Source organism: Psychrobacter maritimus (genome assembly GCF_904846345.1).
Lineage (GTDB): Bacteria > Pseudomonadota > Gammaproteobacteria > Pseudomonadales > Moraxellaceae > Psychrobacter > Psychrobacter maritimus.
Map to the genome: position 1 here is coordinate 123,867 of NZ_CAJHAJ010000004.1, position 16,433 is coordinate 140,299.

Here is a 16,433-nt window from a genome sequence, read left to right on the forward strand (position 1 = left end):
AAATTTTACCATGGTCTCGCCTCTGATATTTAGGTATTGTCAGAGCTATAGAAAAAGTGGCATAGATAAAAAGTAATATAGACAAAAAGTAATATAGACAAATTGTCTGTTTTGACCAATCGATACAAGGATGTGAGTGATGAAATTTAATCAACCATTAAGCGGCAACGATATGCCAAGATTTGGCGGCTTCGCTTCTATGATGCGCCTGCCAACCCAAGCCGATGCTGAAGGGCTAGATGTAGCATTTGTTGGGGTGCCTTTAGATATTGGCGCCTCAAACCGTAGCGGTGCAAGATTGGGACCGAGACAGATTCGCGATGAATCACGCATGATTCGCCCTTATAACGTCGCCACTCGCGCCGCTCCCTTTGAGTCCTTACAAGTCGCTGACATTGGCGACGTGCCTATCAATACCTTTAACCTGCTAAAAAGCATTGATATCATCGAAAAATTCTATACCGATAAAATCGTCAGTCATGGCGCTATTCCTTTAACGTTAGGCGGCGACCATACCATTGCCTTGCCTATTTTGCGTGCGCTTGCCAAAAAACATGGCCCTGTTGGTATGGTACATATCGATGCGCATGCCGATATCAATGATGAGATGTTTGGCGAAAAAATTGCCCATGGCACGCCGTTCCGCCGTGCTGTCGAAGAAAACCTCATTGATGGCAATCGCGTAGTTCAGATTGGCTTACGTGGTACGGGTTATAGTGCTGAAGAGTTTGATTGGTCAACCGAGCAAGGTTTTCGCGTAGTGCCTGCTGAAGAATGTTGGTATAAATCGCTGACACCTTTGATGGCAGAAGTGCGCGAAAAATTAGGCGCTGGCCCTGTTTATTTAAGTTTTGATATTGATGGTATTGATCCTGCTTTTGCACCGGGTACGGGAACCGCTGAAATCGGTGGCTTGACGTCAACGCAAGGTATCGAAATCATTCGCGGTATGCGTGGCCTTGATGTGGTTGGTGGCGATTTGGTAGAAGTGTCACCGCCGTATGACCCGTTTGGTAACACCTCGGTACTAGCCGCGAACCTGCTATTTGAGATGCTATGTATCCTACCGGGCGTGCGCTATGACGATAAGGTTAAAGCCATTTATTGAAAATAATTTATAAACCCAAATTGCTCTTTACAAGGAATTAAAGGTCAGTTTGGGTTTAGCTTGGATTTGATACTGAACGACTTATTTAATTGCTATTGAATTTTTTTAGGATGATTAACTCATGACGCATTCTCTACAAACGCCTTCTTCATTGCCAAATTCCGCGCCAACTGCCTCATCTCTAACTTGCGGTGAGCTGCTCGTACAGTGGCTAGAGTATTATGGGGTGGAGACGGTATTTGGTATTCCGGGCGTACATACGGTCGAGCTATATCGTGGCCTGCCCAATACCGATATTCGCCACGTGACACCGCGTCATGAGCAAGGCGCAGGCTTTATGGCGGATGGTTATTACCGCGCTTCTGGTAAAGTTGGGGTTTGTTTTATCATTACCGGTCCCGGCATGACCAATATCATGACGGCGATGGCGCAAGCATTGGCAGATTCTATCCCGATGCTGGTGATATCTAGTGTCAATAAAGTGCAGCATACCGGCAGCGGTGAGGGGCACTTGCATGAATTGCACGATCAGCAAGGTATGGTCAGTAAGGTTGCGCTCATGAGTAAAACGATTTGGCAGCCTGAGTCGCTACCCAAAGTCATTGCTGAAGCTTTTGCGTTATTTAATGGCGCGCGTCCAGGGCCGGTGCATATCCAGCTGCCCATTGATGTGATTACCGCCGATGCCAGTCATGTCGCCAAGCCGCCTAAGTTAAATAAGCTAAATAAGCTAGATGCTTCTCTAAACAGCCAATCTACTAATAATATTTTGACGCAACTACAAGCAAACAAACCGCTACCTCATCCTGCGCAATTGGATTTGATTATTGAGCAGCTTAAAAGCGCAAAAAATCCAGTCTTACTTTACGGCGGCGGCTGCGTTGATGTTAATCATGACGCACAAAAATTGGCAGAACTTATCGATGCGCCGACATTTTTGACCATTAATGCCAAAGGTTTACTGCCACCTGCTCATCCGTTGAGTTTGGGTAGCAATCAGTCATTGGACGCCGGTCGCGCCGTGATTAGCGAAGCTGATTTGGTATTGGCGATTGGTACTGAGCTTGGCGAGACTGATTATGACGTCTTCTTTAATGGTGGGTTCCAAATCAATGGCACGCTGATTCGTATCGACTGCGATGCTCAGCAATTACAGCGTCCGTTTAGAGCAGATATTGCGCTATTGTCAGATGCGCAAATGGCTATCAGCGGTTTATGTACGCGCTTAGAAAATCAACCGCTGAATCATCAAGCAGCACCGCGAGTAGCAAAGGTAAAGCAAGCGTTGATAGAAGAAATGACGCCAGATTTTTCTGGTCAAAACGCACTGCTACAGCTGATTCGAGATGAAGTAAAAGACGTCATTTTCGTTGGCGATTCAACCCAACCTGTTTATAGTGGCAACCTTGGTTTTGAGGCTTTAGCCACGCGTCGATGGTTTAACTCATCGACTGGCTTTGGCACTTTGGGTTATGGTTTGCCTGCCGCGATTGGTGCCATGATTGGCTCAAAAGCGCCAGTTATTAGTCTGATTGGCGATGGCGGCATTCAGTTTACCATCGCAGAACTAATTTGCGCCGCCGAGCTTGAGCTGCCATTGATTGTGCTGTTATGGAACAACCAAGGTTACGGTGAGATTCGCCGCTATATGGAAGAGGGTGGCCTGCCACTGATTGGGGTCAATATTAAAACCCCGCACTTTGAGCCATTAGCCGCAGGATTTGGGGCAGGTTATCGTCGAATCACCGCCAAACAGCAACTGCTAGACGCATTGCAAAAGGACATCAAAGGCAAGCAACCGATTATTTATGAGGTTGATGAAGCTGACGAATTTCTTCTTGAAATGGGCAAGACCTTTGCCTGTTTTAGCTGATTCAAGCATCATTTACACGAAAAATAACTAATAAAACGGCATTCAACTATTTGCTCAATTCGCTAAAACTAGGGATAGGTCAGACAGCGAAAGGAAGAAATTTGGCGATCGTCGCCTATCAAGGAGGATTAAATGACGAATTATATCGATAAGTCGCAGCAGCCGATTTTGGGAAATGACCCTGTCGATCTAGAAACGCCGCAAGGGGCGCAGTGGCAAGCATCCATGTGGAAGTTTTTGCTATTTTCAGCGCTGGGTATGGCATTATTTATTATACCTTTTCAGTGGGATGGCAAAATCACTATTTTATTGGGCGTATTAACCGATACCCTGCAAGCAGTGCTGGGAGGTTATGTTGTTTACGCGGTATTGGCAATTGTGACGACATCCTTTATTGGAGCGCTGGCAGTTAAGGTATTAAGACCCAATTTGCACGAAGGCTCTATGTGGGCAAAGCTTTTTGATGTGGACTGGTTTTGGCTTGGCGCGCGCTTTTTGGGCGCTTTGTTTGCATGGATGATTTACCTACAAGTTGGCCCTGAGTTTATTATTAACCGTAATACCGGCGGCGTGATTTTTGAAGACCTTATCCCTATTTTGATTCCTTTGTTCTTTTTTGCCATTTTATCTTTACCGTTTCTGACGGATTTTGGTTTGATGGAATTCTTGGGTACTTTATCCAGCAAAGTATTTGTTAAATTGTTTAAGTTACCTGGGCGCTCTGCGGTCGATGCGATGTCTTCTTGGTTTGGTGCCGCTTCCATTGGCTTGCTGGTCACCATGCAAGAGTACAATAAAAGCTATTATAGTCTGCGTGAGGCGGCAATTATTGCCACCACCTTTTCGGTGACATCCATCGCCTTTACCTATGTCGTTGCCAAAACCATCGGCGTCGATAATAACTTTGTTTTCTTTTATCTAACCATTGCGTTAACGGGCTTTATTGCCGCTATTATTATGCCGCGTATACCGCCGCTATCGCTAAAACCTGATACTTATCACTCTGGTAAAAGCATGCTGGATGAAGGTATTCCTGCTGAGTACTCTACCTACCAATGGGCGGTCAATCGTGCCGTTACGCGCGCGCATTCTATGCCAAGTTTGGGTAACGTATTCAAACACAGTTTAAAGAATTTATTTGATATCTACCTTGGCCTTATCCCTGTGATTTTCGCTATCGGTACCATTGGTCTTGGTTTGGCAGAATACACGCCGGTATTTAATTGGCTGTCGGCGCCGCTCGTGCCATTGCTTGAATTATTGCAGATTCCAGAGGCAGCAGAGGCGGCTCCAGCGATGATTATGGGCTTTGCCGATATGTATCTGCCTGCGTTGGTCGGTAAAAGTATCGAGAGTGAAATGACGCGCTTTATCGTTGGGGCTGCTTCTATTACCCAGATTATCTATATGTCTGAGGTGGGCGCGCTGATTTTGAAATCAAACATCAAGCTTAACGTGTTAGAGCTGTTTTTGATTTTCATCTTGCGGACGCTGATTAGCTTGGTGGTCATCACGTCAGTGGCGCATCTACTGTACTAAAACCTGCTGCTATATGACGCTAACGGCTATTGATTCTGATGTACAACGATACTACACCCTTAGTCGGTTTTGCCTTGATAAGGTAAAATCGACTGTTTAATTGGCAATATGAATAATAAATGAGCTTATCAATAAGCACCATTTAATGAAAATGACATTACTAATAAAGAGATTAAAAGGTCAGCGAAAATTATGGAAATGAATAATTCTACGTCTTTCACAAGAGATATCGCCATACAAACGATGCAAAATGAAGTTAGGTCAAATGCCGCCTATATCGATGGGGATTGGGTTACTATTGAAGCATCTGATTCAGCAGGTGAACATGCTTTATATGACCCAAGCTCAGGCGGGGTTATTGCAATAACTCGTTTGTGTAATAGCGCACAGGTAGAAAGCGCAGTTAATGCGGCGGCTCGTGCTTATCCGTCTTGGTCGCAAACCAGCGTCAATGAGCGGGCGCGTTATTTACAGGCTATTGCAGATACGATGGAGCAGCAGTTTGATAAGCTGGTTGGGCTGTCTGTATTGAATAACGGAAAGCCGATTGCAGAGGCGAAAATAGACGTTAGTGACGCCATTGCTTGTTATCGCTATTATGCCAATCTTATCAATGCGCAGACGACTTGGTCTGAGGTCACCACCAACGAGACAGGTATACGCTTATTAAAAACCTATGCACCCGTTGGTATTTGCGCCCTTATCGTGCCTTGGAACTTCCCGATGGTCACTACTGCTTGGAAATTAGCACCAGCATTAGCGGCAGGTTGCACCGTACTGTTAAAACCGTCAGAGGTGACACTACTACCGGAGTTGATGCTAGGCAATATATTGTCCGCTATTGAGCTGCCAAAAGGGGTGGTCAATATTCTACCGGGCGCAGCTGAAGTAGGCGCAGCGCTGACCAGTCACCCACTCATTGACAAGGTTTCTTTTACCGGTAGTAATATCGTCGGTGAAAAATTGATGCGCCAAGCAGCAAAAGGTATCAAGGATATCAGTCTAGAGCTGGGTGGTAAGTCCGCTATCGTGGTGTGCGCAGATGCTGATATTGATTATGCCTGTGATTTAATCATGGGCGGTATCTTTACCAATGCCGGTCAAATCTGTTCTGCAACCTCAAGATTGCTTGTCCATCAAGACATTGCCAAGTTGTTATTTGAAACACTGAAAACAAAAACAGAAGGTTTGAAAATTGGCGATGGTTTTGTTGCTGACACGCAAATAGGTCCATTGGTCAGTGCGCAGCAACTTGCGCAAGTCAAAAAATATATCGATATCGCGGTTGATGAAAATCTTAATTGCCTAACAGGTGGCGAGATACTAGAGCGCCAAGGATATTTTGCAACGCCGACCATTTATACGAATGTGCCAGTGAGCAGTCAGTTATGGACAGAAGAAGTATTTGGACCGGTATTGGTCAGTACCACCTTTGCAGATGATACGCAGGCGATTGAACTTGCCAATGATAGTAAGTATGCCTTGGCAGCAACTATTGTCAGCGCCAATGAGACTGCAGCGTTAGAGATGGCGCTACAAATCCAAGCGGGTCATATTTGGGTTAATGAGCAGCAAATTGTAGTACCTGAAGCTGGCTGGGGCGGGTTTAAACAAAGTGGCATTGGTCGCGAGTTGGGTACTGATGGCTTGTCTGCCTATCAGCAGAGTAAGCACGTTTTGCTACCGTCGTAATTGCTGATTTTAGCGCCCTATCATTTGAATCATTATAATTTGAATCGCTAGACTTTTCTGTGCATAGAGTGATTTTCTATTTCGCTAATAAAAATCCCCTGTTATAGATATTCTATACAGGGGATTTTGGTTAATGCTTAGCCATTAGCAATATGGTGAATAACTACTACCTACCACATTAAATCATCTGGAATGACATAAGCGGCATAAGGGTCATCTTCTGCTAGCTCAACCTCTGATTTGTCATTCGATACCACCATAAAGCCTTCTAGCTTGGAGTTGATGCGGTCAGCCAAGGGGCGCGGGAGCAGCGCGTAATCGTCTTCTAAGCGCGCAATCACCACATGACCTGCTACTATCTGATCATATAGCTTTTGGGTGATATAAATCTTTTTAATTTTAGCGTCGTCAACAAACTGATAGGTGACATCGCCTTGTGTCTCTGTGATTTGGTGTTGCTTAATCATCTGAATAACGTTGGCTCTTAGCATTTTTTCTTCTAAAAGTTGCTGTTTTTCCTGATTGAGCTTTTGGTCTTTTTCTATTTTTTTGGCTTGGGCTTCTGCCAAGGCTTTTTTAGCTTTAAGGTTTGATGCGTCGCCAGTACGCTTGGCATGCTGCGACTGTTTGCTGATTTTTTTGGCTTTTTTGCTATCCACCAATCCAGCTTTTAAGAGTTGTTCTTGTAGGGCATTTTTGGCCATGTCTGTATTACCTAAGTGAAATTGCCTAAATCTGAAATTATCTAAATTGTAGACTTTTAAAAAGTCATGGTAACAAATTTTGCCCAGACATGTCATCACATTGAGCGTGCTATTAATTATTTGACGTGGGACTCTAATAAGTGATGGTATAAATTTAGCGAGAGTTAGAATAAGTGTTTAGAATTAGATTTATTAAACCAATTTTTGGTCAATAAAAAAGGTTACCAGTTTCTTGAAAACCTCATATATTCAATAAGTATGGTGAATCTAAGATGAATTTAAGCTATAAATTCATCTTAGATAGTTCTATGGTTATATGGTAATTGACTCTCATATTTGACTTAGGCGGCCGATGTATCTAACTGCACTGCTTGTACTCGACTCTTTTTACCATCAACCGCAGCATTTAAGTTAACAAGGAAAATCGCAATAGCGGCAATAACACCGGGAATGGCGATAAATAAGAAGTTCGTTTGATGGCTTAGCTCAAGTGTCAGTAGCGCCCCAGTCAAGATAGGACCTACGATAGCACCAATGCGGCCGATACCTGATGCCCAGCCCATAGCCGTCGTACGTACAGCAGTCGGATAGTACTGAGCGACAAAGGTGTAGAGCAGTATCTGTGAGCCAATAGTGGTTGCTCCGGCGATCGCGATAAGAGTATATAGCACCACCTGAGGGCTATTGTAGCCAAGCAGTATCAACGACACCGCACCTAAAGCAAACATAACGGTTAAAACAGGTTTCAGGTGGAATCTATCAGCCAGCACACCGCCCCCGATTGCACCCACCATACCGCCGATATTGAGTGCAAATAAGAACAGCATACTAGCACCTAGCGAGTAACCGGCCTGAATCATAAGCTTTGGTAACCAGCTGGCGAGAGCATATACCATCAACAAGCACATAAAGAAGGCTACCCAAAACATAATGGTGGTAAAACCTCTGTTTTTTAGGAATAACGCTTTGATAGGAGCGTCATCGCCTTTGGTTGGTTCATCTAATATTAAGTTGGTTGAAGCCGTGATGGTCTCTTGTGGTGCAAGTTTGCGGACGATTTTTTTGGCTTCATCATGTCTTTTTTCTTTGACCAAATACATCAAAGATTCAGGCAGCATTTTCCAGATAATTGGCAATAGCAGGGTAGGTATTCCTGCAATATAAAACATAATCTCCCAACCGTAATCTACCACCAAAAACGATCCTAATAATGCTGATGCCATTCCGCCTATCGCGTAACCACTAAACATAATAGCGACTAGAGTACTACGAATACGCTTTGGCGCATACTCAGAGGTCAGTGCCACACAAATCGGCATTACGCCGCCGATACCAAGACCAGCAATGAAGCGTAAAGCAGCAAACTGCATCGGACCATTAGCAAAAGCACCGAAAAAGGTAAAGCTACTGAATAGACCAACGCAGATCATGATGGTCTTTTTTCGACCGATTTTATCAGACAAAGTACCAAAAATCATGGCACCAAACATCATGCCAAAGAGTGCTGCGCTAGCAAGAAAGCCTGCTTGTACCGCGGTCAATGACCACTCCTCCATGAGTAACGGTAGGGCCACGCCATAAATAATAAGATCATAACCATCAAAGATAATGATCAGTAGACACCAAAACAGTACCTTCCAATGAAAAGGAGCAAATTTGGCTTCATCAATAACTTTATTGATGTTTAAGGTTGGTGATTCCATTCGTATTTCTCCATGGGTAATATCTTTATAAGTGTCTAACAAGTTATTGTTTTCTAATGATCAAGTCAAAAACTATCTAAGTATTAGTTTATACCTAGAAGGTATGGCATTTTTTATTAACAGATAGAAGTATAAGAGTGTATAGATAGCTTTGATAAAAGAAGCAGAAAATGAAAAAGCGATTTTCTTTAAGCAAACGCCTTAATAACCAATCAGGCTACGGATATCCGTTATATTTATTTTTTATGAGAAAAATATGTGCTTATTATTAATAGCTAATATCTATTAATAGATAGGTAAAAAAAGATTGCTCATATATCTAAAAGATATATGAGCAATCTAAATGTAAAGAATAGCCGTCATACAAACACCGCCAACATTGCAAATGGCAGTGAGTGTATTTGGACAAAGGCCATAGCACCATTAATGTTTCAAATACTGTCGCACGAGTTGATTAAATGCTTCAGGTTGCTCAATATTTGAGATATGCGAGGCATCGATAGTAGCGAGCGTAGCGTTAGGGATGTGATCGACCATATATTGACCATCGGCAACCGTTGTCACTGGATCCTCAGAACCTGCAAGCACTGTGACAGGCACGCGGATGTTCTTTAACTGCTCGCGAGTATCAGCGACAGATAATGCCTCGCAGCAGCTGGCATAACCCTCGCTACTACCAGCTGCGAGAGCATCAGATAATGCTTTAACTACATCAGGATAATTATCGATAAAACTTGCTGTGAACCAACGCGAAGCAGCGGTAGCGGCGATAGGTTTTAGTCCTTGCTCACGTACCAATTGCGCGCGATCTACCCAAGCCGCCTCATTACCAATCTTTGCGGCGGTATTGCATAGCATCAAGTGATGGAAGCGCTCAGGATGATTGATAGCTAACCATTGACCAGTCATGCCGCCCATAGAGATGCCACAAAAAAATGCTTTATCAATGTTTAAATGATCAAGCAAATCAATCACATCTTGTCCAAGCTGATCCAAACTATAAGGACCTTTTGGTGCGGAAGACTTACCATGGCCACGGGTGTCATAGCAGATAATAAAATAATCGTTTTGTAAGGCATCGATTTGCGGCTGCCACATATGATAGCTGGTACCTAAAGAGTTAGAAAATATCAGAGCAGGATTGCTGTTATCACCAAAAGTGGCATAGTTTAGGGCAATTTCTTGGTTGTTAAATATAGGCATCATTATTATCCTTTTTAGTCCTGACGATGTCCGTGAAATAGTAATGGTGAGTGATTTAATTGATATTTATTAATAGTGCTGCTTAATTGTTAACAACCCGCTCAATAATCATCGCGATACCTTGTCCAACCCCAATACACATTGAGCATATGGCATAGCGCTTGCCAGTTTTCTCAAGTTGATTAAGTGCTGTTAAAATCAAACGTGCTCCTGAGGCACCGAGTGGATGACCAAGGGCAATTGCACCGCCATTAGGGTTGACGCGCTTGCTATCATCAGCTAACCCTAAGTCACGCGTACAAGCGAGAGCTTGAGCGGCAAAGGCTTCGTTTAATTCAATGACATCCATCTCATCAAGTGGCAGTCCAGTTTGCTTAAGCAGCTTTTTCATCGCTGGTGCTGGAGCAAAGCCCATAATACGTGGCTCAACGCCTACCGTAGTTGAGGCCACAATACGTGCACGCGGTTTTAGATTAAACTCTTTGACCGCTTGCTCTGATGCCACTAAAAAAGCCGCTGCGCCATCATTGATACCTGACGCGTTGCCAGCCGTCACGGTGCCATCTGAGGTGACGATAGGGCGCAGTTTGGTCAACTTCTCAAGTGTGGTATCAGCACGAGGGTGCTCATCGGTATCAATGATGACAGGCTCGCCTTTACGCTGCGGGATGCTGACTGGAGTAATCTCATCTTTGAAAAACCCTGCCTCTTGCGCCGCTGCGGTACGTTGTTGACTACGTAATGCAAATGCATCTTGGTCAGCACGATTGACATTGAATTGCTCTGCGACATTTTCAGCAGTTTGCGGCATGGTCTCCGTGCCATATAGCTCATCAAGCTTTGGATTGATAAAGCGCCAGCCCATCGTGGTATCTTCGAGCTTTTGACTACGACCAAACGCTTGATCTGACTTGCCCATTACCAATGGCGCACGGCTCATGCTCTCAACACCACCTGCAATAATTAGATGCGCTTCACCCGCTTTAATAGCGCGCGCGGCTATCGCTAACGCATCCATTGACGAGCCGCATAAGCGATTCACGGTAGTGGCAGGCACTTGATAAGGTAAGCCAGCTAGTAACGATGACATACGCCCGACGTTGCGATTGTCTTCACCGCTCTGATTAGCACAGCCGTAAATAACGTCATCTACTTGTACCCAATCGACATTGGCATTACGTTCCATTAACGCCTTGATAGGGATAGCTCCCAAATCGTCAGCGCGTATCTGTGCTAGAGCGCCGCCGTAGCGTCCAAAAGGGGTGCGAATGGCATCGATAATATAAGCATCATTTAAACCAGTGATTGAATCAGTCATCATCCTTGTCCTTTTTATTATTTTGAATTTGTAGCATCAATTAGCGTCGCACCCGTCAATGCTTGTAAGTCCGCAAAGCTTAAGCCATCGACCATTTCAGTGACGGCTAAACCTTTATCAGTGACATCAATGACACATAAGTCAGTATAAATACGATCAACACAGTTTTTGCCAGTCACAGGGTAGGTAAGCTTGCTAACGATTTTAGGGTCGCCAGTCTTGGTGGTGTGATTGGTCATCACAAAGACTTTTTTGGCACCGACGGCTAAATCCATAGCGCCGCCAACAGCCGGTATTGCATCTGTCGCACCGGTGCTCCAATTGGCTAGATCACCATTTTCAGCCACTTGAAATGCACCTAGTACGCAGATATCAAGATGACCACCGCGCATCATGGCAAAAGAGTCGCCATGATGAAAGAAGCTGCCGCCATCGAGCATTGTGACGTACTCTTTTCCGGCATTAATCAGCTCGGGATCCTCTTCACCTTTAGCAGGTGGTGGTCCAAAAGCTAATAAGCCGTTTTCTGAATGCAAAAAGACATCTTTATCATCCGGTAAGTATTGCGCAATTTTGGTCGGTAGTCCGATGCCTAAATTGACATAGGCACCATCTGGAATATCTTGTGCAGCGCGCTCGGCGATTTGATCGCGGGTCAAAACGGTGTAGGAAGTATGGTTCATGATTATGATCCTTATAATTAGCAGTATTAAGCGGTGGCTGTAGTAGCTGTTCTAGAAAGTTAAGCGCTAGCAGATTCAGTGCTAGCAGGCTGAATTTGCACCACATGCTGCACAAAGATACCCGGCGTAATAATGTGCTCAGGATCAAGCGCGCCAAGCTCAACCGTTTCGGAGACTTGGGCGATAGTAATATCAGCTGCCATTGCCATGATAGGACCAAAGTTACGGGCAGACTTGCGGTACACCAAGTTGCCCCAACGATCGCCTCTAGAAGCTTTAATTAAAGCAAAATCAGCCTTGATCGGATATTCAAGAACATAGTCTTTACCATCGATTTCTCGAGTCTCTTTACCTTCTGCGAGTAAAGTGCCAAAGCCTGTGGGCGTATATACCGCACCGAGCCCCATACCAGCTGCTTGAATACGGCACGCCAGATTACCCTGTGGTACTAGCTCCAGCTCAATCTTGCCAGCATGATAAAGCTCATCAAATACCCAAGAATCCGATTGACGCGGGAAAGAGCAAATGATTTTACGCACAGCACCCGTTTTTAAGAGCTTGGCAAGGCCATGGTCGCCGTTACCGGCATTATTATTAATGATGACCAAATCCTTTACGCCTAAATTAATAAGGCCATCAATCAGTTCAGCTGGTTGCCCTGCAGTACCAAAGCCACCAATCATGATGGTGGCGCCATCTTTGATTTGACTAAGTACGTCAGTGATATTTTTATCTGCTTTGTTAATCATGTTTATATCCTATAAAAAGTCATATGAGGTAGTGTCTTTAAGATTGATAAGCGGTGTACAGGTTGAGTCATTACTCTGACACTACTTAATTTTTTCGTAAGAGACTTGCTCTTAATTGGCTTCATTATTAGAGGTCGTTAATGAGATAGATGATGTTGGTAGTAGGCGTTTTTTGGTCAGAATATAGTGAGCAATCATGCCGATAACAATGCCCCAAAACACAGAGCTTAATCCCAAAAAGCTCATACCCGATGCTGTCGCCAAAAAGGTAATTAACGCTGCATCTCTTTGCTCATCATTTTTCATAGCAATGGTGATATTGGCAGAAATGGCACCGATTAATGCAAGGCCGGCTAGTGCCGCGACAAGCTCTTTTGGAAGCAAGCTAAATACCATCACGATACTGCCAGCAAATAAACCGCCAAATAAATAGAAGATGCCATTAGCGACACCTGCGATATAGCGCTTTTCCTTAAGTTCATGCGCATCTTTGCCAGTACAAAGCGCGGCTGTGATAGCGGCAAGTACGATAGTGATACCACCAACACATGCAACTGCTAACGAGGCGAGGCTTGTAACACTCACAATAGGCTTGGCTGGCGTGTCGTAACCGCTAAGATTTAAAATAGCCATACCGGGTAAAAACTGGCCAGTTAAGCTCACAAGGATGAGTGGTATAGCGAGGTTAAACGTTGAGTTCCACGACCATTCAGGGGCAATAAAAGTAGGTATGGTAACGGCTAAATCGAAATGGACAGGGTTCATTTTGCCAAGTAAGACGCTTAAGATAACACCGCATATCAATACCCAGATCATTGTATAGCGCGGCGAAAAGCGTTTGGCTAATAAGTAGCAACCGAGCATGCTAAAGACGATAAATGGCATGCTATCAGTGGCTTTAAATAATTCTAAGCCGAACTGAAATAGAATCCCTGCCATCATGCCAGCGGCAATACCGTTAGGAATCCATTTTAATATTTTGTCGAAGTAACCTGTCGCTCCAACAATAAATATGACAATCGCCGAGATGATATAACCGGCAACAGCTTCATTAATACTCATCTGTGGAAATAGGGTGACTAGTAAAGCGGTACCAGGGGCGGACCATGCTGTAATAACCGGTGTTTTATATTTAATAGATAAATAAATACCAGGAATGGCAGCACCGATGGAGACACCCCAAATCCAAGATGCCATCATGGCATCTGAGACTTGTGCGGCTTGTGCGGCCTGAAAAAAAATAATCAAAGGACCCGCATAAGAAATAAGAACCGCTAAGAACCCTGCAACCGATGCGGAGAGCGACCAGTCGTTTTTTAAGGTTTGGATTACAGAGGCCATATTGCTTCCTTGCAAATTAGCATTCGTTACGGGGTTGCAAATTAAGATGCATGCTACTAATTGGCAGATTTATTATTAGCCTTCGTCGCCACCGCCCACAGGAATGGTACTACCAGTAATATAAGAAGACTCATCGGATGCTAAAAACAAGATGGCATTGACTTGCTCATCAATCGTGCCGTAGCGTTTCATAAAGGTGCGATCAATGGTCTGATCAACCACCGCATTCATCCATGATTTTTCATCATCAGTTAATGGTTTGGCGTTACGTGGAATCTTTCTGGGTGGCGCTTCAGTACCGCCAGTTGCCACAGCATTCACACGGATACCATCGTTTGCATACTCAAAAGCGAGCGATGCGGTCATGGCGTTCACGCCGCCTTTCGCTGTCGAATAGGGTATGCGGTTGATACCGCGAGTAGCGATAGAGGACACATTAACAATAGTGCCTGATTGCTGTTTGACCATGGTTGGTAAAACAGCATGACAACACCATAATGTTGGAAATAATGAGCGGCTGATTTCCTTTTGGATTTCTGCTTCAGAGAAGCTGGTAAAAGGTTTCATCCATATTGCGCCGCCGACATTGTTGACCAATATGTCGATACGCCCATAGCTATCAAGTGCCTTATCAATAGCCTCTTTAGCACCTTGATGGGTTTCAAGGTCAGCTTGAATGGTAATTGCCTCTCCACCATCAGCGATAATTTCAGCCAGCACCTCTTCTACTAATGGAGAAAAGTCTGCCATGACGATTTTTCCGCCCTCACTTGCTAAGCGTAATGCGACTCCGCGCCCGATGCCTTGGGCGGCACCAGTAACGATACATACTTTATTATCAAATCTTTTACTCATGACAGTCTCCTAAAAATCTTGCTCATGCTTTGCTAGTAGAGTAATACGGCTAGGCTACGTTATTGTTCACTGGGCGTGAATTTTTCATAGTAAAAATTACTCGGTTTTAGATTGCTGCTGTCTAACCAGTTACTCACCGCATCCACCATCCCTAACGGACCACACAAGTAGACATCGACGTCACCATCGTTCAGCCACTCATTATCAACATGACCGGTAACATAGCCTTTACGCTCATGCTGGCTGTCTTCAGTGGCGACACAGGTGCGGTAGTCAAACCAAGGGTGGTTTTGTTTGACTTCTTCTAGTGTCTCAACTTCTATCAGATCAAAATCGTTGGTGACGCCGTAGACCATCCTGACAGGATGATGAGCACCAGACACCTCTAAACTTTTTAGCATCGATAAAAAAGGCGCGATACCAGTACCACCTGCTAGAAATAGGGTCGGGCGGATTAGAGGGCGCAGGTAAAAGCTGCCAAATGGACCCTCAAAATTAATCTCTTGACCTATAGTCGCAGTATCAGATAAAAAGGTGCTCATTTTGCCGTTAGGAATATTGCGGACGACAAATTCGGCCTGATTGGCACTAGGTATAGAGCTAAATGAATAGGAGCGTGTCTCGTTAGAGTCAGGAATACTGACATTGACATACTGGCCTGGCAAAAATACTAGTGCATCTGGATTGTCGACTTCGACGCCAAAGTGAATGGTAGATTCTGACAGTACATTCAGCTGTTGTAGTTTGCCTTTGAATACAGACTTGCCGACTTTACAGGCTTCAGAGGAGGTTGGTACTTTGATCACGCAGTCGCTTTCTGGAATCATCTGACAGGTGAGTACATACCCTTCAGCAGCTTCAGCTTCTGTCAGTGCATCTTCGATATACATATCAGGGTGCATGTCGTAGCTGCCAGATTCACAATGGCAACGGCAAGTACCGCAAGCACCATCAAGGCAATCCACAGGGATATTAAATTTTTGACGATAAGCGGCTTCGGCGACGGTTTCGTCGGCTTCACATTTGATGAAGCCTGTGACGCCGTCTTCGAACTGTAGAGCAATATTATATTCCATGAGAAATATCCCTTTTCAACACGTATTAATTAAAAGCTAGTGGCTAAATAATGAGTGAATAATGATTAGACGTGATAGACGTCCATGATTTGATGCACATAGTCGTCTTTTAAGACCACATACTTATCCAAAATTTTTGGTTGGTCTTGAGTCATGTCTATTTTGTACTGAGAGTAACCCCAATAGGTATTGGTCTCGTGATAGCGAAAGGACTTGTTGATCCAGTTGAAACGCACCGTCACAATACCGTCATTGTCTTCGAGCAATTCAATATTCGATAAATTGTGCGTGGTACGCGTATCAGGTATGGTCGCTGATGAGCGCTCAGTCTCGATGCGGAAGATGCGATCTTCAAGACCACGGCGATCCGGATAATAAATCAGCGAGATTTCTCGTTGTGGGTCGCTGATGAGTTGACCATCATCATCCCAACTTGGCATCCAGAAAGGGCAGTCTTCATCGTAATAAGTGAGCCATTCTTCCCATTTTTTCTCATCCAATAAACGCGCTTCACGGTATAGAAACTGTCTAATGTCTTCAATGTTAACAGTTGCATTTTTCATGATTGATATCCTTATTTTTTTGTCAG

At 44.3% G+C, this 16,433-nt stretch carries 14 protein-coding genes; 4 read left to right on the plus strand and 10 right to left on the minus strand.

Annotation, left to right across the window (positions count from 1 at the left end; genetic code table 11):
- The first annotated feature begins 139 nt into the window (after positions 1–139).
- The 4 genes from speB (at position 140) to JMX50_RS07095 (ending at position 6,212) form a co-directional block, all read left to right on the plus strand.
- On the plus strand, positions 140–1,108 hold the full coding sequence (gene speB / locus JMX50_RS07080) for an agmatinase (protein ID WP_201629007.1): 969 nt from the start codon (positions 140–142) through the stop codon (positions 1,106–1,108).
- 121 nt (positions 1,109–1,229) lie between these two features.
- Positions 1,230–2,981 carry a 5-guanidino-2-oxopentanoate decarboxylase gene (locus tag JMX50_RS07085; RefSeq protein ID WP_201629008.1) on the plus strand — a complete coding sequence of 584 codons (1,752 nt, stop codon included), beginning with the start codon at positions 1,230–1,232 and terminating at the stop codon, positions 2,979–2,981.
- Positions 2,982–3,113: 132 nt separating this feature from the next.
- Positions 3,114–4,520: a YjiH family protein gene (locus JMX50_RS07090; RefSeq protein ID WP_201624530.1), complete on the plus strand. Its 1,407-nt coding sequence runs from the start codon at positions 3,114–3,116 to the stop codon at positions 4,518–4,520.
- A 192-nt stretch (positions 4,521–4,712) separates the two neighbouring features.
- A complete protein-coding gene (locus JMX50_RS07095; protein WP_227670959.1) occupies positions 4,713–6,212 on the plus strand; it encodes an aldehyde dehydrogenase family protein in 1,500 nt (499 codons plus the stop codon).
- 170 nt (positions 6,213–6,382) lie between these two features.
- On the opposite strand, the gene JMX50_RS07100 is transcribed toward JMX50_RS07095, so the two are convergent.
- From JMX50_RS07100 to benB, 10 genes are all read right to left on the minus strand, one after another.
- Positions 6,383–6,916: a DUF2058 domain-containing protein gene (locus JMX50_RS07100; protein ID WP_201629009.1), complete on the minus strand. Its 534-nt coding sequence runs from the start codon at positions 6,914–6,916 to the stop codon at positions 6,383–6,385.
- Between the two features lie 341 nt (positions 6,917–7,257).
- The gene (locus JMX50_RS07105) at positions 7,258–8,619 is read right to left on the minus strand and encodes an aromatic acid/H+ symport family MFS transporter (RefSeq protein WP_201629010.1); all 1,362 of its coding nucleotides are present in this window, start codon (positions 8,617–8,619) and stop codon (positions 7,258–7,260) included.
- 423 nt (positions 8,620–9,042) lie between these two features.
- A complete protein-coding gene (gene pcaD, locus JMX50_RS07110) occupies positions 9,043–9,822 on the minus strand; it encodes a 3-oxoadipate enol-lactonase (RefSeq protein WP_201629133.1) in 780 nt (259 codons plus the stop codon).
- Positions 9,823–9,904: 82 nt separating this feature from the next.
- Positions 9,905–11,140 (minus strand): 3-oxoadipyl-CoA thiolase, encoded by a 1,236-nt coding sequence (gene pcaF / locus JMX50_RS07115; RefSeq protein WP_201629134.1) that lies wholly within the window; start codon positions 11,138–11,140, stop codon positions 9,905–9,907.
- A gap of 17 nt (positions 11,141–11,157) precedes the next feature.
- Positions 11,158–11,823, minus strand: a complete 666-nt coding sequence (locus JMX50_RS07120; RefSeq protein ID WP_191691239.1) for a 3-oxoacid CoA-transferase subunit B — start codon at positions 11,821–11,823, stop codon at positions 11,158–11,160.
- Positions 11,824–11,882: 59 nt separating this feature from the next.
- Positions 11,883–12,572 carry a 3-oxoacid CoA-transferase subunit A gene (locus tag JMX50_RS07125; RefSeq protein WP_201571629.1) on the minus strand — a complete coding sequence of 230 codons (690 nt, stop codon included), beginning with the start codon at positions 12,570–12,572 and terminating at the stop codon, positions 11,883–11,885.
- 111 nt (positions 12,573–12,683) lie between these two features.
- Entirely contained in the window at positions 12,684–13,913 is a 1,230-nt protein-coding gene (benE, locus tag JMX50_RS07130; protein ID WP_201629011.1) for a benzoate/H(+) symporter BenE, read from the minus strand.
- A 75-nt stretch (positions 13,914–13,988) separates the two neighbouring features.
- Complete coding sequence (locus JMX50_RS07135) at positions 13,989–14,768, minus strand: 1,6-dihydroxycyclohexa-2,4-diene-1-carboxylate dehydrogenase (protein ID WP_144296328.1); 780 nt, start codon at positions 14,766–14,768, stop codon at positions 13,989–13,991.
- Positions 14,769–14,827: 59 nt separating this feature from the next.
- Positions 14,828–15,844, minus strand: a complete 1,017-nt coding sequence (benC, locus tag JMX50_RS07140) for a benzoate 1,2-dioxygenase electron transfer component BenC (protein ID WP_201629012.1) — start codon at positions 15,842–15,844, stop codon at positions 14,828–14,830.
- Positions 15,845–15,909: 65 nt separating this feature from the next.
- On the minus strand, positions 15,910–16,407 hold the full coding sequence (gene benB / locus JMX50_RS07145; protein WP_020443471.1) for a benzoate 1,2-dioxygenase small subunit: 498 nt from the start codon (positions 16,405–16,407) through the stop codon (positions 15,910–15,912).
- Positions 16,408–16,433: the final 26 nt, after the last annotated feature.